The 21,753-nt window shown below is 60.3% G+C and carries 21 protein-coding genes and 1 pseudogene; 12 read left to right on the top strand and 10 right to left on the bottom strand.

Going from position 1 to position 21,753, the window contains the following annotated elements; genetic code table 11:
* Positions 1-53: 53 nt before the first annotated feature.
* Positions 54-1,610, top strand: a complete 1,557-nt coding sequence (locus tag AAZU54_RS18610) for a phospholipase D family protein (RefSeq protein WP_186553011.1) — start codon at positions 54-56, stop codon at positions 1,608-1,610.
* Between the two features lie 87 nt (positions 1,611-1,697).
* On the opposite strand, the gene AAZU54_RS18615 is transcribed toward AAZU54_RS18610, so the two are convergent.
* On the bottom strand, positions 1,698-2,837 hold the full coding sequence (locus tag AAZU54_RS18615) for an MFS transporter (protein WP_434727493.1): 1,140 nt from the start codon (positions 2,835-2,837) through the stop codon (positions 1,698-1,700).
* A 169-nt stretch (positions 2,838-3,006) separates the two neighbouring features.
* A complete protein-coding gene (locus tag AAZU54_RS18620) occupies positions 3,007-4,500 on the bottom strand; it encodes an aldehyde dehydrogenase (RefSeq protein ID WP_264233984.1) in 1,494 nt (497 codons plus the stop codon).
* Positions 4,501-4,696: 196 nt separating this feature from the next.
* Here AAZU54_RS18620 and AAZU54_RS18625 point away from each other — a divergent pair, with 196 nt between their 5' ends.
* Complete coding sequence (locus tag AAZU54_RS18625; protein WP_186553014.1) at positions 4,697-5,056, top strand: cupin domain-containing protein; 360 nt, start codon at positions 4,697-4,699, stop codon at positions 5,054-5,056.
* 115 nt (positions 5,057-5,171) lie between these two features.
* On the opposite strand, the gene rpmG is transcribed toward AAZU54_RS18625, so the two are convergent.
* Together rpmG and rpmB are read right to left on the bottom strand one after the other, a co-directional pair.
* Complete coding sequence (gene rpmG, locus AAZU54_RS18630; protein ID WP_021702025.1) at positions 5,172-5,327, bottom strand: 50S ribosomal protein L33; 156 nt, start codon at positions 5,325-5,327, stop codon at positions 5,172-5,174.
* Positions 5,328-5,338: 11 nt separating this feature from the next.
* Complete coding sequence (gene rpmB / locus AAZU54_RS18635) at positions 5,339-5,575, bottom strand: 50S ribosomal protein L28 (RefSeq protein WP_023629974.1); 237 nt, start codon at positions 5,573-5,575, stop codon at positions 5,339-5,341.
* 362 nt (positions 5,576-5,937) lie between these two features.
* On the opposite strand from rpmB, the gene AAZU54_RS18640 reads away from it, so the two are divergent.
* The 3 genes from AAZU54_RS18640 (at position 5,938) to AAZU54_RS18650 (ending at position 9,628) form a co-directional block, all read left to right on the top strand.
* Complete coding sequence (locus tag AAZU54_RS18640; RefSeq protein ID WP_434727494.1) at positions 5,938-7,530, top strand: ABC transporter substrate-binding protein; 1,593 nt, start codon at positions 5,938-5,940, stop codon at positions 7,528-7,530.
* Between the two features lie 312 nt (positions 7,531-7,842).
* Positions 7,843-8,010: a hypothetical protein gene (locus tag AAZU54_RS18645; RefSeq protein WP_434727495.1), complete on the top strand. Its 168-nt coding sequence runs from the start codon at positions 7,843-7,845 to the stop codon at positions 8,008-8,010.
* Positions 8,011-8,017: 7 nt separating this feature from the next.
* Positions 8,018-9,628, top strand: coding sequence for an anti-phage dCTP deaminase (locus tag AAZU54_RS18650; protein WP_434727496.1), 1,611 nt, complete (start codon positions 8,018-8,020; stop codon positions 9,626-9,628).
* 42 nt (positions 9,629-9,670) lie between these two features.
* On the opposite strand, the gene radC is transcribed toward AAZU54_RS18650, so the two are convergent.
* Positions 9,671-10,345 (bottom strand): RadC family protein, encoded by a 675-nt coding sequence (gene radC, locus AAZU54_RS18655; protein ID WP_434727497.1) that lies wholly within the window; start codon positions 10,343-10,345, stop codon positions 9,671-9,673.
* A gap of 137 nt (positions 10,346-10,482) precedes the next feature.
* Here radC and coaBC point away from each other — a divergent pair, with 137 nt between their 5' ends.
* The 4 genes and pseudogenes from coaBC to argB all read left to right on the top strand — a co-directional run bounded on the left by coaBC (position 10,483) and on the right by argB (position 14,602).
* Positions 10,483-11,694: a bifunctional phosphopantothenoylcysteine decarboxylase/phosphopantothenate--cysteine ligase CoaBC gene (coaBC, locus tag AAZU54_RS18660; RefSeq protein WP_434727503.1), complete on the top strand. Its 1,212-nt coding sequence runs from the start codon at positions 10,483-10,485 to the stop codon at positions 11,692-11,694.
* A 5-nt stretch (positions 11,695-11,699) separates the two neighbouring features.
* Positions 11,700-12,155: a dUTP diphosphatase gene (gene dut / locus AAZU54_RS18665; protein WP_186553017.1), complete on the top strand. Its 456-nt coding sequence runs from the start codon at positions 11,700-11,702 to the stop codon at positions 12,153-12,155.
* Positions 12,156-12,283: 128 nt separating this feature from the next.
* Positions 12,284-13,663: pseudogene (locus AAZU54_RS18670) on the top strand (phosphomannomutase/phosphoglucomutase); the annotation flags it as partial.
* A gap of 30 nt (positions 13,664-13,693) precedes the next feature.
* On the top strand, positions 13,694-14,602 hold the full coding sequence (gene argB, locus AAZU54_RS18675) for an acetylglutamate kinase (protein ID WP_186553019.1): 909 nt from the start codon (positions 13,694-13,696) through the stop codon (positions 14,600-14,602).
* Positions 14,603-14,774: 172 nt separating this feature from the next.
* On the opposite strand, the gene pyrE is transcribed toward argB, so the two are convergent.
* Positions 14,775-15,416 (bottom strand): orotate phosphoribosyltransferase, encoded by a 642-nt coding sequence (gene pyrE, locus AAZU54_RS18680; RefSeq protein ID WP_014861506.1) that lies wholly within the window; start codon positions 15,414-15,416, stop codon positions 14,775-14,777.
* Between the two features lie 80 nt (positions 15,417-15,496).
* Here pyrE and AAZU54_RS18685 point away from each other — a divergent pair, with 80 nt between their 5' ends.
* Entirely contained in the window at positions 15,497-16,276 is a 780-nt protein-coding gene (locus AAZU54_RS18685) for an exodeoxyribonuclease III (RefSeq protein WP_186553020.1), read from the top strand.
* 115 nt (positions 16,277-16,391) lie between these two features.
* Here AAZU54_RS18685 and AAZU54_RS18690 read toward each other — a convergent pair whose 3' ends face one another.
* Positions 16,392-16,760: a DUF4870 domain-containing protein gene (locus AAZU54_RS18690; RefSeq protein WP_186553021.1), complete on the bottom strand. Its 369-nt coding sequence runs from the start codon at positions 16,758-16,760 to the stop codon at positions 16,392-16,394.
* A gap of 25 nt (positions 16,761-16,785) precedes the next feature.
* Positions 16,786-17,508, bottom strand: coding sequence for a ribonuclease PH (gene rph, locus AAZU54_RS18695; protein ID WP_186553022.1), 723 nt, complete (start codon positions 17,506-17,508; stop codon positions 16,786-16,788).
* Between the two features lie 227 nt (positions 17,509-17,735).
* Here rph and AAZU54_RS18700 point away from each other — a divergent pair, with 227 nt between their 5' ends.
* Positions 17,736-18,599 (top strand): YicC/YloC family endoribonuclease, encoded by an 864-nt coding sequence (locus AAZU54_RS18700; RefSeq protein WP_186553023.1) that lies wholly within the window; start codon positions 17,736-17,738, stop codon positions 18,597-18,599.
* A gap of 13 nt (positions 18,600-18,612) precedes the next feature.
* Positions 18,613-19,233, top strand: coding sequence for a guanylate kinase (gene gmk, locus AAZU54_RS18705; RefSeq protein ID WP_186553024.1), 621 nt, complete (start codon positions 18,613-18,615; stop codon positions 19,231-19,233).
* Positions 19,234-19,316: 83 nt separating this feature from the next.
* On the opposite strand, the gene AAZU54_RS18710 is transcribed toward gmk, so the two are convergent.
* Positions 19,317-20,864, bottom strand: coding sequence for an APC family permease (locus AAZU54_RS18710; protein WP_186553025.1), 1,548 nt, complete (start codon positions 20,862-20,864; stop codon positions 19,317-19,319).
* A 113-nt stretch (positions 20,865-20,977) separates the two neighbouring features.
* Positions 20,978-21,751 carry a gamma-glutamyl-gamma-aminobutyrate hydrolase family protein gene (locus tag AAZU54_RS18715; protein ID WP_434727498.1) on the bottom strand — a complete coding sequence of 258 codons (774 nt, stop codon included), beginning with the start codon at positions 21,749-21,751 and terminating at the stop codon, positions 20,978-20,980.
* Positions 21,752-21,753 lie beyond the last annotated feature (2 nt).

Here is a 21,753-nt window from a genome sequence, read left to right on the forward strand (position 1 = left end):
CGCCCTCCATGGTCCATAGCTCATAGGCCTTTGCTGTACAGGACGACCCTTACTTGAGACTCCAGCGAGCTCTGCCTCTCTTGCTGGCGCTAACGCTCGGCCTTGCCGGGTGCGCCAGCGTCGGAACCCCGCGTGAAGTCAGCCAGGCGCTGCCGGCCAACGACTCGGCCTTCGGCCGCTCGGTGCTGCGCCAGGCGGCGCCTTATGAAGGCCGCTCGGGTTTTCGCCTGCTGCCCAACAGCAACGAGGCCTTCCGCGCGCGGGCCGAGCTGATTCGCAACGCCCAGGCCAGCATCGACCTGCAGTACTACATCGTCCATGACGGCCTGAGCACGCGGGCGCTGGTCCACGAACTGCTGCGTGCCGCCGACCGCGGCGTGCGCGTGCGCATCCTGCTCGACGACACCACCAGCGACGGCCTCGATACCCTGATGGGCACCCTCGCCGCCCACCCGAACATCCATATCCGCGTATTCAACCCACTGCACCTGGGGCGCAGTACCGGCGTCACCCGCGCCATGGGCCGGCTGTTCAACCTGTCGCGCCAGCACCGACGCATGCACAACAAGCTGTTCCTGGTCGACAACAGCATGGCCATCGTCGGCGGGCGCAACCTGGGCGATGAGTATTTCGACGCCGAGCCCAATCTCAATTTCACCGACATCGACCTGCTCGGCGTCGGCCCAGTGGCTGAGCAGCTTGGGCACAGTTTCGACCAATACTGGAACAGTGCCCTGAGCCGGCCTATCGGCGATTTTCTCTGGCGCGAGCCGGATGCCGACGACCTGCGCGCCAGCCGCCATCGCCTGGAAGTGTCCCTGGCCGAAGCGCGGATCAAGCGCAAGGCGCTGTATGACCGGCTGATGGCTTACCAGTCCCAGCCGCGCCTGGATGTCTGGCGCAATGAGCTGATCTGGGCGCACAGCCAGGCCCTGTGGGATGCGCCAAGCAAGGTCCTGGCCCAGGACGAGCCAGATCCGCAACTACTGATGAGCCAGCAACTGGCGCCGGACCTGAACAATGTCGATCACGAGCTGATTCTGGTGTCGGCCTATTTCGTTCCCGGTGAGGATGGATTGCTGTACCTGACCAGCCATGCCGACGCGGGCATTTCAGTCAAATTGCTGACCAACTCGCTGGAAGCCACTGACGTACCGGCCGTGCATGGCGGCTATGCGCCCTACCGCCGCGCCTTGCTGGAGCATGGTGTGCAGCTGTATGAGCTGCGCCGCCAGCCGGGCGATCCCAGTGCCAGTCGTGGCATCAACTTCCATGGCAGTTCGGATTCCAGCCTGCACAGCAAGGCGATCGTGTTCGATCGGCGCAAGACCTTTATCGGCTCGTTCAACTTCGACCCGCGGTCAGTGCTGTGGAATACCGAGGTCGGGGTGTTGGTCGACAGCCCGGAGCTGGCCGAGTACACCCGCGACCTGGCGGTGCAGGGCATGGCACCAGCGCTCAGTTACCAGCCGACGCTGGTGGCTGGCAAGTTGGTGTGGGTAACCGAGGACAATGGCAAACGGCACATGCTCACCACTGAGCCGGGCGGCATGTGGCGCAGGTTCAATGCCTGGATCAGCAAAGCCGTGGGGCTGGAGAAAATGCTCTAGGGCCAATCGCGGGGCAAGCCCGCTGCCACGCTTGCCTGTACCTAAACATTCGGCGTGGGAGCGGGCTTGCCCCGCGATAGCATCGGCTCAGACCGACGCCGGCTCAAAGGCGCCCCGCCGCCGCGTCAATAGCACCAACCCAGCAGCCCCGACCGCCATCAACAGCGGCAACGCATGGCCACTGACCCACTGGCTCCCCGCCCCCGCCAACAGCGGCCCGAGCAGGCAACCGATGCCCCACAGTTGCGCCACGTGAGCATTGGCCCGCACCAGCGCATCATCTCGATAACGCTCGCCGATCAAAATCAGCGATAGCGTGAACAAGCCCCCGGCACTGGCGCCAAACAGCACCCACACCGGCCAGATCAGCGTAGTATCCAGCAGCAGCGGAATCGCCAGGCTGGAGACCAGCAAGGTCAGCGCACAACCACTGAACAGCGTCTGTCGCGACATCTTGTCGGCCAGGGCGCCGATCGGCAGCTGCAACACCGCATCCCCCACCACCACGGTGCTGACCATGAACAGCGCCACTTCCGCCGTGAACCCCTGTTGCAAGCAGTACACCGGCAGCAAGGTCAGGATCATCGCCTCGAAGGCTGCGAACAGAGCAATGGCCCAGGCGATCACCGGCAGGCGTCGGCAGAAGGCGAACAGTTCCCTGAAGGTGACGCTGTAGGCTTCGGTGGTCGGCGCGCCGCCACGCCCCAATAGCACCAGCGGCGCCACGATCAACAGGGCGGTCGCCGCCCAGAAACCGAAATCGTCATCCGAACCCAGAAAGCCCAGTACCAGCGGCCCGGCCAGCTGGCTCAAGGCGTAGCTGCTGCCATACAGCGCTACCAGCCGGCCACGCCACTGTTCGACGACCAACTGGTTGATCCAGCTTTCACCGAGGATGAACACCACGGTCAGCGACATGCCGATCAGCAAGCGCAGCGCCAGCCACAGTGGATAGCTTGGCAACAGCGCTAGCAGCCCGATCGATAGCGCCCCGCCCCACAGGCACAGGCGCATGGCCGCAGGCACCCCGACCCAACCGGCCAGGCGGCTGGCCAGGCTGGCACCGAGCAGCACACCAATAGCGGGCATCGCCGCCATCACGCCGATGGCAAACCCGCCGTAGCCCCAGCCTTCCAGGCGCAGGGACACCAGCGGCATGCTCACGCCGAGCGCGAGCCCGACGCTGAGCACCGACGCCAGTACGGCAAAGTAGGTTCCCCAACGCATGACAGCCTCCTAGGCAAAATTTGTGAATCGCAGAGACGACACAGCCGGGACGGCATAGCGCCGGCCCGGCTGGTTCAGGATCGATCGCGGGGCAAGCCCGCTACCACGTCAACCCGGGCATTACGCTGGCTGCGTGGGAGCGGGCTGGCCCCGCGATGTCTACCTGGGATTACAGCTTGATCCAGGTCGCCTTCAGCTCGGTGTACTTCTCCAGCGCATGCAGCGACTTGTCACGGCCGTTGCCCGACTGCTTGAAGCCGCCGAACGGTGCGGTCATGTCGCCGCCGTCGTACTGGTTGACCCAGACGCTACCGGCGCGCACGGCACGGGCAGTTTTGTGCGCCTTGGAGATGTCGGCAGTCCAGATACCTGCGGCCAGGCCGTACGGCGTGTCGTTGGCGATGGCCACGGCTTCTTCGGCGGTGTCGAAGGTGATCACCGACAGCACTGGGCCAAAGATCTCTTCCTGGGCGATCTTCATGGCATTGGTCACGCCGTCGAAGATGGTCGGCTCGACGTAGGTACCGCCAGTCTCTTCAAGGATACGCTTGCCACCGGCCAGCAGCTTGGCGCCGTCCTGATGACCTGCGTCGATGTACGACAGCACGGTGTTCATCTGCTGGGTATCGACCAGCGCACCCACGGTGGTCGCCGGATCCAGTGGGTTGCCTGGCTTCCAGGCTTTCAGGGCCTCGACTACCAGCGGCAGGAACTTGTCTTTGATCGAGCGCTCGACCAGCAGGCGCGAACCTGCGGTGCAGACTTCGCCCTGGTTGAAGGCGATGGCGCTGGCAGCGGCTTCGGCAGCGGCCTGCAGGTCAGGCGCGTCGGCGAAGACGATGTTCGGGCTCTTGCCGCCAGCTTCCAGCCAGATGCGCTTCATGTTCGATTCGCCAGCGTAGATCATCAGTTGCTTGGCGATCTTGGTCGAACCGGTGAATACCAGGGTGTCGACATCCATATGCAGGGCCAGGGCCTTGCCGACGGTGTGGCCGTAGCCTGGCAGCACGTTGAGCACGCCAGCCGGGATGCCGGCTTCGATCGCCAGTTGGGCGATACGGATGGCGGTCAGTGGCGATTTTTCGGACGGCTTGAGCACCACCGAGTTACCGGTGGCCAAGGCTGGGCCGAGTTTCCAGCAGGCCATCAGCAGCGGGAAGTTCCACGGCACGATGGCGCCAACCACACCCACGGGCTCGCGGGTCACCAGGCCGAGCTGGTCGTGCGGAGTCGGCGCGACCTCGTCGTAGACCTTGTCGATGGCTTCGGCATTCCAGTGCAGGGCTTGCGCCGCGCCTGGTACGTCGATGCTTGAGGAGTCGCCAATCGGCTTGCCCATGTCCAGGGTTTCCAGCAGCGCCAGCTCTTCTACGTTCTTACGCAGCAGCTCGGCGAAGCGGATCAGTTTGGCTTTACGCTTGGCCGGAGCCAGGCGCGACCAAACGCCGGAATCAAAGGTGGCGCGGGCGTTTTCCACAGCGCGGTTGGCGTCAGCCAGGTCGCAGCTGGCGACCTTGGCCAGGAAGCGTCCGTCCACCGGGCTCAGGCAGTCGAAGGTTTCAGCGGATGCGGCGTCGGTGTACTCACCGTTGATGAAGGCGCGGCCTTCGATCTTCAATTGCTGGGCACGCTGTTCCCAGTCCGCACGAGTCAGGGTGGTCATACGAAACTCCTCCTCTTGTTAAGGTGCAACGCCGCACTGGAGACTCACGGGCGCTGTCAGAAATTCTGGCCGGGCGACAAGCGCACACTGGCACCCGTCACCCTAAACCAGCCAGTGTAAACTATCAATATATTTGACACGGAAGGCTCAAAAGCCTACTGATGTGCATTTTATTAAACAAAAAGAGGGGAGAACCATGACTATCACCGGCATTATCGACTTCGCCCAAGTGCTGACCGAGGCAGAACGCTATCGCCCGGCGGCGGAGAAAATCCTCAAGGGTGAGCCAGACCAGGCTGTCTACAACCACTACTCCAGCCCCTGCGGCCAGTTCGCCGCGGGCGTGTGGGAAGGCGAGGTCGGGCAGTGGACCGTCAACTACACCGAACATGAGTACTGCGAGATCGTGCAGGGTGTCTCGGTGCTGCGTGATGAGGCCGGGGGCGCCAAGACCCTGCGTGCCGGTGATCGGTTCGTTATCCCGGCTGGCTTCAAAGGCACCTGGGAAGTGCTGGAGCCGTGCCGCAAGATCTACGTGATGTTCGAGCAGAAATAACAGCCGAGCTCGCTATCACGATCGGCGTGGGAGCGGGCTTGCCCCGCGATTAATTTCCCAGGCATAAAAAAACCCGCTTCCGTGAGGAGGCGGGTTTTTTCAGGTTGCCGATCAATTACTTGATCTTGGCTTCCTTGTAGGTCACGTGCTTACGGACGACCGGATCGTATTTCTTGATCTCGATCTTGTCCGGGGTGGTGCGCTTGTTCTTGTCGGTGGTGTAGAAGTGGCCAGTGCCAGCACTCGATACCAGACGGATCAATTCACGCATGATGCTCTCCCTTAAACCTTGGCGCCGGCACGGCGGATGTCAACCAGAACGGCATCGATGCCGCGCTTGTCGATGATACGCATGCCCTTGGCGGAAACGCGCAGACGCACGAAACGCTTCTCGGATTCAACCCAGAAACGGTGGTGCTGCAGGTTTGGCAGGAAACGACGACGGGTTTTGTTGTTTGCGTGGGAAATGTTATTCCCAGTTACCGGACCCTTACCGGTAACTTGACAGACTCTCGACATGCCTCAGCCCTCTAAAACCACATGCCCAACCCGGCATGGGTTGGCCGCTTAATCTCTCAGTCTATGGCGCCAGGCGCCGTGTTTCCGGGGGTCTTATCGACCGTATCCGCTTTCGCGACAGAGCGAGCCCCTAGAAAAGAGCGCTGCTTTATACCAGAAAGACTCGGCTGCAACAACAGAAGATGCGTTTCTGCAGTCGGCCAAGTGAGTGCGGCCAGCATAGCGACAAGGCCGGCGGGCTGTCGACCGCTCGTCGCAGGGTTTGTAAAAAAGGGTGTGGTCATTTATCAACGCTCGCACTAGGGTAGAACGTTTCCAGACTGCACTGGCAGATGGGCCACTGATCTCGCCAAGGAGCTTCGATGCGTGCCGCCGCGCTTTCCCTGCTGTTCTCTTCCAGCCTTTTGTTCGCCGGCCTCGCCCAGGCGGCGCCACTCGCTGTCTGCACCGAAGCCAGCCCGGAAGGCTTCGACGTGGTGCAGTACAACTCGCTGACCACCACCAACGCCTCGGCCGACGTGCTGATGAACCGCCTGGTGGAGTTCGACCCCGGCCAGGGCAAGGTCGTGCCTAGCCTGGCCGAAAGCTGGACGGTCTCGGCCGATGGCCTGATTTATGACTTCAAGCTGCGCGGCGCGGTGAAGTTCCACACCACGCCCTACTTCAAGCCCACCCGCGAGCTGGATGCCGACGACGTGCTGTTCAGCTTCCAGCGCATGCTCTACCCGGCCCATGCCTGGCACAAGACTGCGTCCGGCGGCTATCCGCACGCCCAGTCGCTGCAGCTGGGCAGCCTGATCAAGTCGATCGATGCCCCAGAGCCGCACACCGTGCGCTTCACCCTGACCCACGCCGACGCCACCTTCCTGGCCACCCTGAGCATGGGCTTCGCCTCGATCTATTCTGCCGAATACGCCGACAAGCTGCTCAAGGCCGGCACCCCGGAGAAGCTCAACAGCCAGCCGATCGGCACCGGCCCGTTCGTCTTCCAGCGCTTCCAGAAGGACGCCGTGGTGCGCTATCGCGCCAATGCCGACTACTTTGCCGGCAAGCCTGCGGTCGATCCGCTGGTCTATGCGATCACCCCGGACGCCAACGTGCGCCTGCAAAAGCTCAAGCGGGGCGAGTGCCAGATGGCCCTGTCGCCCAAGCCACTGGACATTGCCGAAGCTGGCAAGGATGACAACCTCAAGGTCGCCACCACGCCTGCCTTCATGACGGCTTTCGTCGCCATCAACAGCCAGCACCCACCGCTGGACAAGCCTGAAGTGCGCCAGGCGATCAACCTCGCCTTCGACAAGACCAGCTACCTCAAGGCCGTGTTCGAAGACACCGCTATTGCGGCCAATGGACCCTACCCGCCCAATACCTGGAGCTACGCCAAGGACCTGCCGGGTTATCCGATAGACCTGAAAAAAGCCAAGGCCCTGCTGACCAAGGCTGGCCTGGCAGATGGCTTCAGCACCACGATCTGGACCCGCCCTTCCGGCAGCCTGCTCAACCCCAACCCAAGCCTGGGCGCGCAGATGCTGCAGGCCGACCTGGCCAAGGTGGGCATCAAGGCCGAGATCAAGGTGATCGAATGGGGCGAACTGATCCGCCGCGCCAAGGCCGGCGAGCATGACCTGCTGTTCATGGGCTGGGCCGGTGACAACGGTGACCCGGACAACTTCCTCAGCCCGCAGTTTTCCTGCGCGGCGGTCAAGTCCGGGACCAACTTTGCGCGGTTCTGCGACAGCCGCCTGGATCAGCTGATCAGTGCCGGCCGCACCACCAATGACCAAAGCGTGCGCAGCCGGCTGTACCAGCAGGCACAGGCGCTGATTCAGCAGCAGGCACTGTGGTTGCCACTGGCCCACCCCACTGCCGCCACATTGCTGCGCCAGGGGGTCGAGGGGTATCAGGTGAACCCGTTTGGGCGGCTGGATTTCAGCAAGGTTTCGGTGACTCGCTGAGGCATCACGCCCGTAATTTCGGCCATAGATGAATATTAAGGGATGACCACTGGTCATCCTTTTTTTTATTCCTTTTGAACACCTGATAGCCTCCGCGGCCAAAATTCCTAGCGCCTCATTTTCCTGATTGACAAAACATAAATCTCCTGTAGGCTGGCGCCTTGGAAGGGGCCAGCCTACAGGAGAAACGAGGCGCGTCCGTAGATTTTTTGCCGTGTTTTTTTGATTAGTGAACTAAGCTGCCAAAAGCAGTGGATGATCACGAACAAGCGCCGGTTTTAAACGGCAACAAGCTGAGGATCAGGTGTCGAGATGAGACAAGAAGAGAGAGTAGCAAGTCCATTAGTTAGACCAGTAACTGATGAAGCCGCTCGTTGCTCGGTCATCTATTCAGACGCTTTTTTAGAACGAAAAAAGAAGAAAGATTACAAAACCGCGATTGCTCAAATACTAGAGCGAGCCAAAAAGCTAAACTGGTGAGATAAAAATGTCGACAGGGACCGTTAAAGCCTTTCCACAAATTGGATCGGTCGAAGCAATAGAACCGGAAGCCAAAGAGAATCTTCGGGAGAAAATAAAATCCAGAAGAACTAAGGAGATAGTCATTGGCGTCTGCGGTGCTGTAGGCTGCAACCTCCAAGACGTAGTGACAGAACTTAAAGAACAGTTCAGCACATTCTCCTACGAAATTGAATACATCAAAATAAGCAGCATTATCAAAAGCTATTTTAGAGATGTGCCCCCACCCGCTAAATATCTTGGCAAAATCGATCAGATCGAGAGCTTTTCTCTTTCTTCAAGATATGAAGCCTTGCAAGATCTAGGCAATCACATCCGCAACACCTTAGGCGATGATGCACTTGCTGTTCAAGCAATAAAATCCATTTCCTCCGAGCGTCAAATCAAGATGAATGAAAGCGGGGATGCTAACCCGCCTCGCGTAGTATATATTGTTGATCAACTTAAGCACCCCGCCGAGGTTGATCTTTTTAAGCTCGTCTACAGAAATGCATTTTTCTTGGTTGGAGTAATGAGCCCTCAGCAAGCACGCCTTGAGCACCTGCAAGCCGAAGGGCTCAACTCTGTAGACGCACAGCGTCTGGTAGAGCGCGACCGCCGAGACAATGTTGACCACGGCCAGCAGCTTGAAAAAACCATTCATAGAGCTGACTTCTTCGTCAAGCATAGCCTTACTAATGTAGGCAACATAACTAAACCCTGCAAGAGATTTGCAGGATTGGTTCATGGCGAAAATGGAATCACTCCGACTAAAGATGAAGGAGGGATGTACGCAGCCTACTCTGCCTCTCTTAAATCTGCGTGCCTAAGTCGCCAAGTTGGTGCTTCCATCACTAACGATAGCGGTGATGTGATTTCAGTCGGATGGAACGATGTACCAGCAGCGGGTGGAGGCCTCTACAATACAGAATCGGAGCCAGACCAACGCTGCATTCATCATGGAAAAAAATGCCATAATGATGATACTAAGCAAAAGCTTGCCAAGCGAATTGTGGAAATCCTTACCAATTCCAAAAAAGATAGCGCGGTGAAGCAGCTTTCCTTTGCTACCGCTGAAGCACAAGACCTGACGAAGGTGATCCTGGAGCAAACCCAGCTAGGCTCGATCATTGAATATTCTCGTGCTATTCACGCCGAGATGGAAGCAATTATCAATATAGCTCGCGGCGGGACCGGAAACACTTCTGGCTCTATAATGTACACTACCACTTATCCCTGCCATAACTGTGCACGGCATATCATAGCTGCTGGTATTTCTCGAGTAGTTTATATTGAACCCTATGAGAAGAGCCTAGCTATCAAGCTGCATGGCGACGCCATCACAATAGACAAAAGCTCTAGTGGCAAAGTGGTATTTGAGAATTTTGAAGGTGTATCACCAAGCCGATACACTACACTATTTTCATTTAACAACCGAAGAAAAGAATCAGATGGCTCAGCCATTCGCCTTCACAGCAAAAAGGAAGCCAACCCTATCTCCAGCGAGCATTTGGACTCTTATCTTGATGTAGAATCAAAAGTTGTAGATAGAGCCGTTCAAGACAGCGGAGAGCAGGTCGACTTCCCTACTGTGCAATAAAAGTGATTACGGTGAAAGTGCCATGCACTTTCACCGTCCAGCTCACAGCAATCCATGCTCCATGAATGAATATGGCTCTGCGTCGCCTATAATTATGTGGTCAATCAACCTCACATCAATTAAGGCTAAAGAGCTCTTAAGTATCTTGGTCAGATGAACATCCTCCTGACTTGGCTCAGCATTTCCAGACGGATGATTGTGGCAAACAATCATAGCTGCAGCGTTAACTGCAAGTGACCTGCGAACGACCTGCCGCGGATGAACGTGCGCTCTATCGATTGTGCCCTTGAACATTACCTCGAACCCAATTAAGTAATGCTTATTGTCTAAAAACAAGCAACCAAAGACTTCGTTTTTTTCTCCGCGCAACTGATGCTTTAGATAATCCTTAACAAAAGTAGGGCTCTCTACAACCGCTGTTTGTTTTAGTATTTCTGCCAAGTGTCGCTTCGCGAGTTCGACCACAGCCTGTAATTGAGAATATTTCGCAAGGCCAAGCCCCATTCCAGGCTTAAAATCGCTGAAGTCCGTTTCCAAAAGCCTTCTAAACCCTCCAAAATGGCTTAATAATTTACGAGATAACTCTAGGGCATTAACCCCAGAAACACCCGTACGCAGAAAGACAGCTAAGAGTTCAGCATCAGATAGATGCGACGCCCCTAGTTTCAGCATTTTCTCCCTCGGCCTTTCATCCAACGGCCAATCCCTAATACCCATTTCAACCTCCTGTCGATTTCACACCGAGCGGATATCGCGGGCCCTGTGTTAATCTATTTCGCCTCGTTAAATGCGACGTTCTGCCGCAGGCAGTTTTCATGCGTCGCCGCCCGCTCTCACTGGAAAAAGGCAAGCCTATGCAGCGGCTGTATCGCAAGCGCATCGTTCTCGGCGTGGGTGGCGGCATCGCCGCCTACAAGAGCGCCGAGCTGATTCGCCGACTCCTGGAACACGGCGCGCAGGTGCGCGTCGTCATGACCCGCGGCGGTGCCGAGTTCATCACTCCACTGACCCTGCAGGCCCTGTCCGGCCATCCGGTGCACATGGATTTGCTCGACCCCGCCGCCGAAGCGGCGATGGGTCATATCGAACTGGCCAAATGGGCCGACCTGGTGCTGATCGCCCCAGCCACCGCCGACCTGATGGCGCGCATGGCCCAGGGCATGGCCGATGACCTGTTGACCACCCTGGTACTGGCCACCGACGCTACCGTGGCCGTAGCCCCGGCGATGAACCAGGCGATGTGGCGTGACCCGGCTACCCAGGCCAACCTTGAGCGGCTGCAAAGCCGCGGCATCCAGGTGTTCGGCCCGGCCTCCGGCAGCCAGGCCTGTGGCGACGTGGGCCTGGGGCGCATGCTCGAAGCTAGCGACCTGGCCTGGTGCGCGGCAGAAAGCTTCAAGCGCCAGGCGCTGACCGGCAAACACGTGCTGATCACTGCCGGCCCGACCCAGGAAAACATCGATCCGGTGCGCTATATCACCAATCATAGCTCCGGCAAGATGGGCTTTGCCCTGGCCGAAGCGGCCGCAGAAGCGGGGGCTAGGGTGACCCTCGTCACGGGGCCTGTGCACCTGCAGACCCCGGATCGGGTCAACCGGATCGACGTGGTCAGCGCACGGGACATGCTCGCGGCCTGCGAAGCAGCGATGCCATGCGACCTGTTCATCGCCTCGGCGGCGGTCGCGGACTACCGTCCGGAAGTGGTCGCCGCGCAAAAACTCAAGAAGGATCCTACGACCGGCGACGGCATGCTGCTGCAGATGGTGCGTAATCCGGATATCCTTGCGACCATTGCTGGCCGGGCCGACCGTCCGTTCAGCGTCGGCTTTGCCGCCGAGACCGAACACTTGCTCGATTACGCCACGCGCAAGCTCAAGGACAAGAACCTCGACCTGATCGTCGCCAATGATGTGGCCAACCCCAGCATCGGCTTCAACAGCGAGGAGAACGCCTTGACCGTTATCGATCGCCAGCAGCACCAGACCCTCTTCGCGCAGACCAGCAAGGGCAAGATCGCCCGTCAGCTGGTTGCCTTCATCGCCGAACGACTCAATCAGGTTCAATAAGTTACATGCACGCTCTTCAAGCCAAGATCCTCGACCCGCGCATTGGCGCCGAATTCCCCCTGCCGCAGTACGCCACCCCCGGCTCTGCTGGCCTGGACCTGCGCGCCATGCTCCAGCAAGACACCGTGCTTGAGCCCGGCCAGACCCTGCTGATCCCAACCGGCCTGTCGATCTACATCGGCGACCCGGGCCTGGCGGCGATGATCCTGCCGCGCTCGGGCCTGGGCCATAAGCACGGCATCGTGCTGGGCAACCTGGTCGGCTTGATCGACTCGGATTACCAGGGCGAGCTGATGGTGTCGTGCTGGAACCGCGGCAACACGCCGTTCACCATCGCCATTGGCGAGCGCATCGCGCAGCTGGTGCTGGTGCCTGTGGTGCAAGCGCATTTCGACATCGTCGAGGCCTTCGACGAGAGCCAGCGCGGCGCCGGTGGCTTTGGCCACTCCGGCAGCCACTGAGCCGATAGCACCGCGTTGACGCCAAGGATGGCGAACTCTCTGGCGAAAGAGCCGTCCAAGCGTTCAGTTTGCGTCTACCCACAAGCCTTTGAAGATTGGAGCTCCCAGAGATGAATGACATGGCCCAGCGGGTACCCGCACTGCCCGAAAGCATCTTCCGCGCCTACGACATTCGTGGCGTGGTCGGCAAAACCCTGCATGCCGAAACCGCCTACTGGATCGGCCGCGCCATCGGTGCGCAGACCCTGGCCCAGGGCGAACCGAACATCTCGGTTGGCCGCGACGGTCGACTGTCCGGGCCGATGCTGGTCGAGCAACTGATCCAGGGCCTGGTCGACGCCGGTTGCCAGGTCAGCGACGTCGGCCTGGTGCCGACTCCGGCGCTGTACTACGCCGCCAACGTGCTGGCGGGCAAGTCCGGTGTCATGCTCACCGGCAGCCACAACCCCTCCGACTACAACGGCTTCAAGATCGTCATTGCCGGCGACACCTTGGCCAATGAGCAGATCCAGGCCCTGCTGACTCGTCTGAAGACCAACGACTTGAGCCGTGGCGAAGGCCGTGTGGAAAAGGTCGAGATCCTCGGCCGCTACTTCGACCAGGTCACCGCCGACATCCAGCTTAAGAAAAAGCTCAAGGTGGTGGTCGACTGCGGTAACGGCGCAGCTGGGGTGATCGCCCCGCAGCTGATCGAAGCCCTGGGCTGCGAGGTGATCCCGCTGTTCTGCGAGGTCGACGGCAACTTCCCCAACCACCACCCGGACCCGGGCAAGCCGGAAAACCTCGAAGACCTGATCGCCAAGGTCAAGGAAGTCGGCGCCGATATCGGCCTGGCCTTCGACGGTGACGGCGACCGCGTAGGCGTGGTGACCAACACGGGCAATATCGTCTACCCCGACCGCCTGCTGATGCTATTCGCCCTGGATGTCCTGGAACGCAACCCAGGCGCCGAGATCATCTTCGACGTCAAATGCACTCGTCGCCTGACCCCGCTGATCGAACAGCACGGCGGTCGCGCGCTAATGTGGAAGACCGGTCACTCGTTGATCAAGAAGAAGATGAAACTCACCGGCTCCTTGCTCGCAGGCGAGATGAGCGGGCACATCTTCATCAAGGAGCGCTGGTACGGGTTTGACGATGGTATCTACAGTGCCGCGCGCTTGCTGGAGATCCTCAGCAAGGCCGGGCAAGACGCCGAAAGCCTGTTCGCTGCGTTCCCGAACGACATTTCCACGCCGGAAATCAATATTGATGTGACCGACGAGGGTAAATTCAGCATCATTGATGCACTGCAACGCGACGCTGACTGGGGCGACGCCAACCTGACCACCATCGATGGTGTGCGGGTCGACTACGCCCACGGCTGGGGCCTGGTACGCGCTTCCAACACAACGCCTGTGCTGGTGCTGCGCTTCGAGGCCGACAGCGACGCCGAATTGCAACGTATCAAGGATGTTTTCCGCGCCCAGTTGCTGCGGGTTGCCCCTGAGCTGCAACTGCCGTTCTGACCGACTATCTGTTCCTTACAGGAGCCCTGCATGACCCTCGATCGCGATGCCGCTTCCCATGTAGCCGAGGTTTTGTCCGAAGCGCTGCCCTACATTCGCCGCTTCGTCGGCAAGACCTTGGTGATCAAGTACGGCGGCAACGCGATGGAGAGCGAAGAGCTCAAAACCGGTTTTGCCCGCGACATCGTGTTGATGAAAGCAGTTGGCATCAACCCGGTGGTGGTGCACGGCGGCGGCCCGCAGATCGGTGATCTGCTCAAGCGCCTGTCGATCGAGAGCCACTTCATCGACGGCATGCGCGTCACCGACTCGGCGACCATGGACGTGGTCGAAATGGTCCTCGGTGGCCAGGTCAACAAGGACATCGTCAACCTGATCAACCGCCACGGCGGCAGCGCCATCGGCCTGACCGGCAAGGACGCGGAGCTGATCCGCGCCAAGAAGCTCACCGTGTCGCGCCAGACGCCCGAGATGACCACTCCGGAAATCATCGACATCGGCCACGTCGGCGAAGTCGTTGGGGTCAACACCGATCTGTTGAACATGCTGGTCAAGGGCGATTTCATTCCGGTGATCGCGCCAATCGGCGTGGGCGCCAACGGTGAGTCGTACAACATCAACGCCGACCTGGTGGCCGGTAAGGTGGCGGAGGCGCTGAAGGCTGAGAAGCTGATGCTGCTGACCAACATCGCAGGCCTGATGGACAAGAAAGGCGAGGTACTGACCGGCCTGAATACCGAGCAGGTCAACGAGCTGATCGCCGACGGCACCATCTACGGCGGCATGCTGCCGAAGATCAAATGCGCCCTGGATGCGGTGCAAGGTGGCGTACAGAGCTCGCACATCATCGACGGTCGCGTGCCGAACGCGGTACTGCTGGAGATCTTCACCGATAGCGGCGTGGGCACCCTGATCACCAACCGCAAGCGTCATTACTGATAGCCCGGGGCCGCTTTGCGGCCCATCGCGGGGCAAGCCCGCTCCCACGCCAACGCTTGCGCTACTGCGCCTGCGTTACTGCGCCTGCGTGGGAGCGGGCTTGCCCCGCGATGAGGCCGGCACAGGCAAAAAAAGGCGACCTGCTGAGGTCGCCTTTTTCATTTCAGGACGGTCAGATCCCGTACTGCGCCCGATACGCTTCAACAGCAGGCAGATGCTGCTTGAGCTGCGGATCATCGGCCAGGAACTCCAGCACCTGGGTCAGCGAAACGATGCTGACCACCGGAATACCGAAGTCACGCTCCACTTCCTGGATCGCCGACAGCTCGCCATTGCCGCGCTCTTCGCGGTTGAGCGCGATCAGCACGCCAGCGGCCTTGGCCTGCTGGGCGTTGATGATCTGCATGACCTCGCGGATAGCGGTACCGGCAGTGATCACGTCATCGATGATCAACACTTCACCGGCCAAAGGCGCGCCTACCAGGCTGCCACCTTCGCCGTGATCCTTGGCTTCTTTACGGTTGAAGCACCACGGCACGTCGAGCTGATGCTGGTCAGCCAGGGCCACGGCGGTGGTGGCCGCCAGTGGAATGCCCTTGTAGGCTGGGCCAAACAGCACGTCGAACGGGATCTTGCTGTCGACGATCGCCGCCGCGTAGCAACGCCCCAGTTCAGCCAGGGCAGACCCTGTGTTGAACAGGCCGGCATTGAAGAAGTACGGGCTGGTACGCCCCGATTTCAGGGTGAATTCACCGAAGCGCAAAACGCCCCGATCGATGGCAAAACGAATGAAGTCGCGCTGATACGGCTGCATGAAGAGTCCCAGACACCACGGATTTAGCTAAATGAGTTGAGCTCGGGTATCATACACGCACGAGATTTTTGGGGCCATTTATGCGGATCATCAGTGTGAACGTAAATGGCATTCAGGCTGCCGCCGAGCGTGGATTGCTCAGCTGGCTACAAGCCCAGAATGCCGACGTCATCTGCCTTCAGGATACCCGCGCCTCGGCCTTTGAACTCGACGACCCAGCTTTCCAGCTCGATGGCTATTTCCTTTATGCCTGCGATGCGGAGGTGCCTGCCCAAGGTGGCGTGGCGCTCTATTCGCGGATGCAGCCCAAGGCAGTCATCACCGGCCTGGGCTTCGAGACAGCCGACCGCTACGGACGTTACCTGCAAGCAGACTTCGACAAAGTCAGTATTGCCAGCCTGTTGCTGCCTTCGGGCATGAACGGCGACGAAGACTTGAACCAGAAATTCAAGTTGATGGACGATTTCGGCAAGTACCTGGACAAGCAGCGCCGCAAGCGCCGCGAGTACATCTACTGCGGGTCGTTCTACGTTGCGCAGCAGAAGCTCGACATCAAGAACTGGCGCGACAGCCAGCAATCGCCAGGCTTCCTGCCGCCCGAGCGCGCGTGGATGGACTCGATTGTCGGCGACATGGGCTATGTCGATGCCCTGCGCGAAGTCAGCCGTGAAGGCGACCAGTACAGCTGGTGGCCGGATAACGAGCAGGCCGAAATGCTCAACCTGGGTTACCGGTTCGACTACCAGATCCTCACCCCAGGCCTGCGCCGCTTCGTGCGCAACGCCCGCCTGCCGCGCCAGCCGCGGTTCTCCCAGCATGCGCCGCTGATCGTCGATTACGACTGGACGCTGACCATCTGATACAAGTTGGGGCCGCTTCGCGCCCCATCGCAGGCAAGCCAGCGCCTACATGAATCGTGTTGATCTGTAGGAACTGGCTTGCCTGTGATGGGGCGCGAAGCGGCCCCAACTCGTTCTACTTGATCGGCCGCCAGATGAAGGGATAGCGATACGCCTGCCCTTCATTAGCCTTGACCCCCGCCAGAATGATCAGGATCAGCACCGCCACCGCCAGAATGGCGAACAGCACCAGACCGATCAGCACGAACGTCAGCAGGAAGCAGATAAACCCGGCAATGGTCACGCTGATCTGAAAATTCAGCGCTTCCTTGCCCTGGGCATCGATGAACGGATCAAGCTCGCGCTTCCAGATCCACATCACCAACGGCCCCAGCAAATGGCCAAGGGGCACTGCCAGGCCGAGCAGTGCCGAGAGGTGACAGAACATCGCCCATTGGCGGATCTCGGAATTGGGCAGATTGACCGGTACATTCGGATCACTCATGTTCCGCACCTCCTTGGCATTGCGCTCAGTCGGCCAGTGCGGCGTTCTGCAGTTCGTAGATTTCGTTCATGCCCTTCTGCGCCAGCGCCAGCATGGCGTTGAAGTCTTCAGGCTGGAACGGTGCGCCTTCAGCGGTGCCCTGCACTTCGATGAAACCACCGGCGCTGGTCATGACCACGTTCAGGTCGGTCTCGGCAGCGGAGTCTTCCAGGTAGTCCAGGTCGAGCACTGCTTCGCCTTGGTACATGCCGACCGATACGGCAGCGATCATGTGCTTGAGCGGGTCACCGCCCTTGAGGCCGCCGCGCTTCTTGATCACGCGCAGGGCATCGACCAGGGCGACCATGGCACCGGTGATCGATGCTGTGCGGGTGCCGCCATCGGCCTGGATCACGTCGCAGTCGACGTACAGGGTGACCTCACCGAGCTTTTTCATGTCCAGCGCAGCGCGCAGGGCACGACCGATCAGGCGCTGGATTTCCAGGGTGCGACCACCCTGCTTGCCACGGCTGGCTTCACGCTGGTTACGCTCACCGGTCGAACGCGGCAGCATGCCGTATTCGGCGGTCAGCCAACCTTGGCCCTGGCCTTTGAGGAAGCGGGGAACACCATTCTCGACGCTGACCGTGCAGATGACTTTGGTGTCACCGAACTCGACCAGTACCGACCCCTCGGCGTGCTTGGTGTAGTTGCGGGTAATGCGGATCGAGCGGAGCTGATCGGCGGCGCGACCACTTGGACGTTTCATCTGGGATACCTGTACTGGGACTTGAATCTGCCGAGCATTATAGAGCCCGTAGCCCGGCAGGGACATGCCTATTGTCGCGCCCCGGGCAGCCTGTCGCCTTTTCCCACTTGCCGCGTAGGCTGTCGATAGGATGGGTGGATTGGGCGCCCGGGCCGCACTGCGCTACAATCCTGCGCCTTGCAGCCGAAAGGCTTCCCTGTTTCCCATCTTTTGCGAGGTACTCCCCCATGGTGCACAGCATGACCGCTTTTGCTCGCGTCGAGCGCGCCGGCAGCCAAGGCACTCTGGCGTGGGAGCTGCGCTCGGTCAATCATCGTTACCTGGAACCGCACCTGCGCCTGCCAGAAGCCCTGCGCGACCTCGAAGGCGCGGTGCGCGAAGGCCTGCGCCAAGGCTTGTCGCGCGGCAAGGTGGAATGCACCCTGCGCCTGAGTGAAGAGAGCACCGGCAAACCCTTGCAGGTCGATCGCGAGCGCGCCGCGCAGCTGGTTGCCGCTGCCGAAACCATCGCCAGCCTGATCAAGCAGCCGGCAGCGCTCAACCCGCTGGAAGTACTGGCCTGGCCTGGCGTGCTGGTGGGTGATGCCAGCGATCCGCAGGCGCTCAACGCCGAAGCCATCGCCCTGTTCGACGAAGCCCTCAAGGAGCTCAAGGCCGGTCGCCAACGCGAAGGCCAGGAACTGGCCCGACTGATCAACGAACGCCTGGACGGCATGGCGACCGAGGTCACCACCTTGCGCGCCCAGGTGCCACAGATGCTCGCTGCACAGCGGCAGAAAATCCTCGACCGCTTCCACGACATGCAGGCCGAGCTCGACCCGCAGCGCCTGGAGCAGGAGATGGTGCTGCTGGCGCAGAAGAGCGATGTTGCCGAAGAGCTGGATCGGCTCAATACCCACATCACCGAAGTGCGCCGGGTGCTGAAGTCCGGCGGCGCTGCGGGCCGGCGCCTGGACTTCCTGATGCAGGAACTCAATCGCGAAGCCAACACCCTCGGCTCCAAGGCCTTCGACCCGCGCAGTACGCAGGCGGCGGTCAACCTGAAGGTGTTGATCGAACAGATGCGTGAACAAGTACAGAACATCGAGTAAGGCCACCCCTACCATGAATCACAGCAGCGGCACCCTTTATATCGTCTCGGCGCCCTCCGGCGCTGGCAAGACCAGCCTGGTTACAGCATTGACCCAGGTCGACAAGAACATCCGCGTCTCGGTTTCGCACACTACCCGTGCCAAGCGTGAGGGCGAGGAGCACGGGGTGAACTACCACTTCGTGGCGCATGAAGAGTTCCAGGCGCTGATCGCCAAGGGTGACTTCCTTGAGCATGCCGAGGTGTTCGGCAACTTCTACGGAACGTCGCGCAGCGCATTGCAGCAGACCCTGGATCAAGGCATCGACCTGATCCTGGAGATCGACTGGCAAGGTGCGCAGCAGGTTCGCGAGCTGATGCCGCAGGCACTGTCGATCTTCATTCTGCCGCCAAGCCAGGAGGCGCTGCGTGAGCGCCTGACCGGGCGCGGGCAGGATAGCGAGGAGATCATCGAGGGGCGCATGAAGGAAGCGGTCAGCGAGATGGAGCACTACGGCGAATACGAGTACGTCATCATCAATGACGATTTCGCGACTGCGCTTGAAGACATCAAAGCAGTATTCCGCTCGAACCGTCTGCTGCTGGATAAACAGAAACAGCGCCATGGGGCGCTGCTCAAGCAATTGGTTGGCTAAAAAACATCGCGGGGCAAGCCCGCTCCCACGCCAGCCCCGACCTTTCGCGGGCTACGTGAGAGCGGGCTTGCCCCGCGATAGCTTTATTCCTGAATCTGCAGGGTAGCCTGCTGCTGCAAGGTAGCCCCAAGGAAGAACGCCGGCAGCCGTAGCCGCGACAGCATCATCAGGCAAATCCCCAGCAGCGAGATGATCGCCGCGATCACGAACACCAGCCCCAAGCCCCCTACATGCGAGCCGCTGCCAAAGTCTGGCGAAGCGCTGTCGATTGCCGTGCGCACGAAGATCACCGACAAAATCACACCACCGAGCAACGGGCACACGCCGCGCATGAAGAAGTGGCGCAGGCTGTCGAACAGGCTGTGGCGGAAGTACCAGACGCAGGCAAACGCCGTCAGCGAATAGTAGAAGCAGATCATCATGCCCAAGGCAGTGATGGTGTCGGCCAGTACGTTTTCGCTCAGGGTCCGCATGGTCACGTAGAACAGCGCCGCAGCGATACCAGCGCAGATCGTGGCGTACTGGGGCGTCTGCGACCGTGGGCAAACCTTGGCGAAACGCTGTGGCACAGCGCCGTAGTAACCCATCGCCAACAAGGTCCGCGCAGGCGAAACGAAGGTCGACTGCAAGGAGGCAGCGGTACTGGCCAATACCGCAATCGACATCAGGATCGCCAGCGGCCCCATCACTGGACCGGCCAGGTGGGCGAACACGTTTTCTTGAATGCGCGGGTTACCCAGGCCCAAGCCGACGTCACTGATACCGGCAAACTGCAAGGTGGCAATCGCAGTGAACAGGTACAAGGCGAGGATCAGCAGCACGGTCCAGGTTGCCGCTTTGCCCGGCACCTCATCGCTACCGACCGACTCTTCGCTGACCGTCAGGCACACGTCCCAACCCCAGAAAATGAAGATCGACAGCGACAGGCCTGCGGCAAATGCCGAGAACGACTCGACCCCAAACGGGTTGAACCAGGCGAAATCGAACTCAAGCGGCGGCGGCGCGGCGGTTTCACCGAACGCGGCAAAGCCAAAGCCGATCAACACCAGCAGTTGCAGGGCCACCAGGCCGTACTGCACGGTCATGGTCGTGCCCATGCCCCGGCAGCAGATCCACACTGCCAGGGCGATGAACACGCAACAGGTGCTGATATTGACCAATAAATTATCAGCCAACGCCGCCAACGACTGGTCGCCGGTAATCTGGCCAAGGAACAAATAGAAGAAGTCGACGGCAACCCCGGCCAGGTTGGACAGTACGATGGTGGTAGCCACCACCAAGCCCCAGCCGCCGATCCAGCCGATCATCGGGCCAAAGGCACGTGCCGACCAGGTAAAGGATGTGCCGCTGTCCGGCTCTGCCGCGTTCAGCTCGCGGTAGCCGAGGGCAACCAGCAGCATCGGCAGGAAGCCAACGATGAATACGGCGGGAAGGTGGGCACCCACCTCGCGTACGGTAGGGCCGAGGGCTCCGGTGAGGGTGTAGACCGGGGCAATGGTGGAGATGCCCAGCACCACGCTGGCCAACAGGCCCAGGCGGCCTTTGGCCAAGCCTTTGCTGACGCGCGTGCCGCTGTTGCCTGCATCGGTCGCCACATCGGGTGGGCGGCCGGATTCAGTGTAATTGCTCATGAGTATTCGCCGTCGATATTGGTATTGTTTTCACAGACCGTCCGAAGAGGGTCCGCTTTCACTCATTGAAAGCTGCTGCGTGGGGGCGAGTCATCCGAGACCTTCGGGTGACGTCAGAATGTCTTCTGGCGCGAACCCTCCCGTGCAGCGTGGGCGATGCAGGCCTCGCGAAACGCCTGGAATAGACGCAGCGAGACCGGATTTTCGGCGAAACGCCATTCCGGGTGCCATTGCACGCCGAGCACAAAGCCCGGCGCGTCCAGCATGGACACCGCTTCAATCAGGCCATCCGGTGCCTTAGCCTCGACGCGCAGGCCTGGGGCCAAGCGGTCGATTCCCTGGCTGTGCAGCGAGTTGACCTCAAACTGCTCAGCCAGACCAAAGCGCTCGAACATCCCGCCCGCTTCGATGCGGACAGCATGACGAGGGCCGTATTGCACCGCCAAGGGTGCGTCCTCAGGTTCGCGGTGGTCCAGGTAGCCCGGCAGCTCCTGCACCCGCTGGTGCAAGCTGCCGCCAAGGGCGACGTTCAATTCCTGGAAACCACGACAGATGCACAGCACCGGCACGCCAGCGGCAATCGCCGCCTGCAGCAACGGCAAGGTCAGTCGGTCACGCGCCTGGTCATGCCGGGTGCCCTCGGCGCTGGGGGCGCCATTGTAATGATGCGGCTCGACATTTGAAGGCGAACCGGTAAAAACAATGCCGTCGAGAATGGCCAGCAACGCCTGTGGGTCGCTGGCGACATCGCGGGCCGGGAGAATCAGCGGGGTCCCGGCAAAGCCGGCCGCCTCCACATACTTGTCGCCTACCGTGTGCGACGAGTTCTTCCCCACCTGCTGGCGGCAGGCGCTGACACCGATCAGAGGGACCGCATTTGCGCTCATGG

The organism is Pseudomonas sp. Je.1.5.c (genome assembly GCF_051129895.1).
Taxonomy (GTDB): Bacteria; Pseudomonadota; Gammaproteobacteria; order Pseudomonadales; family Pseudomonadaceae; genus Aquipseudomonas; species Aquipseudomonas urmiensis.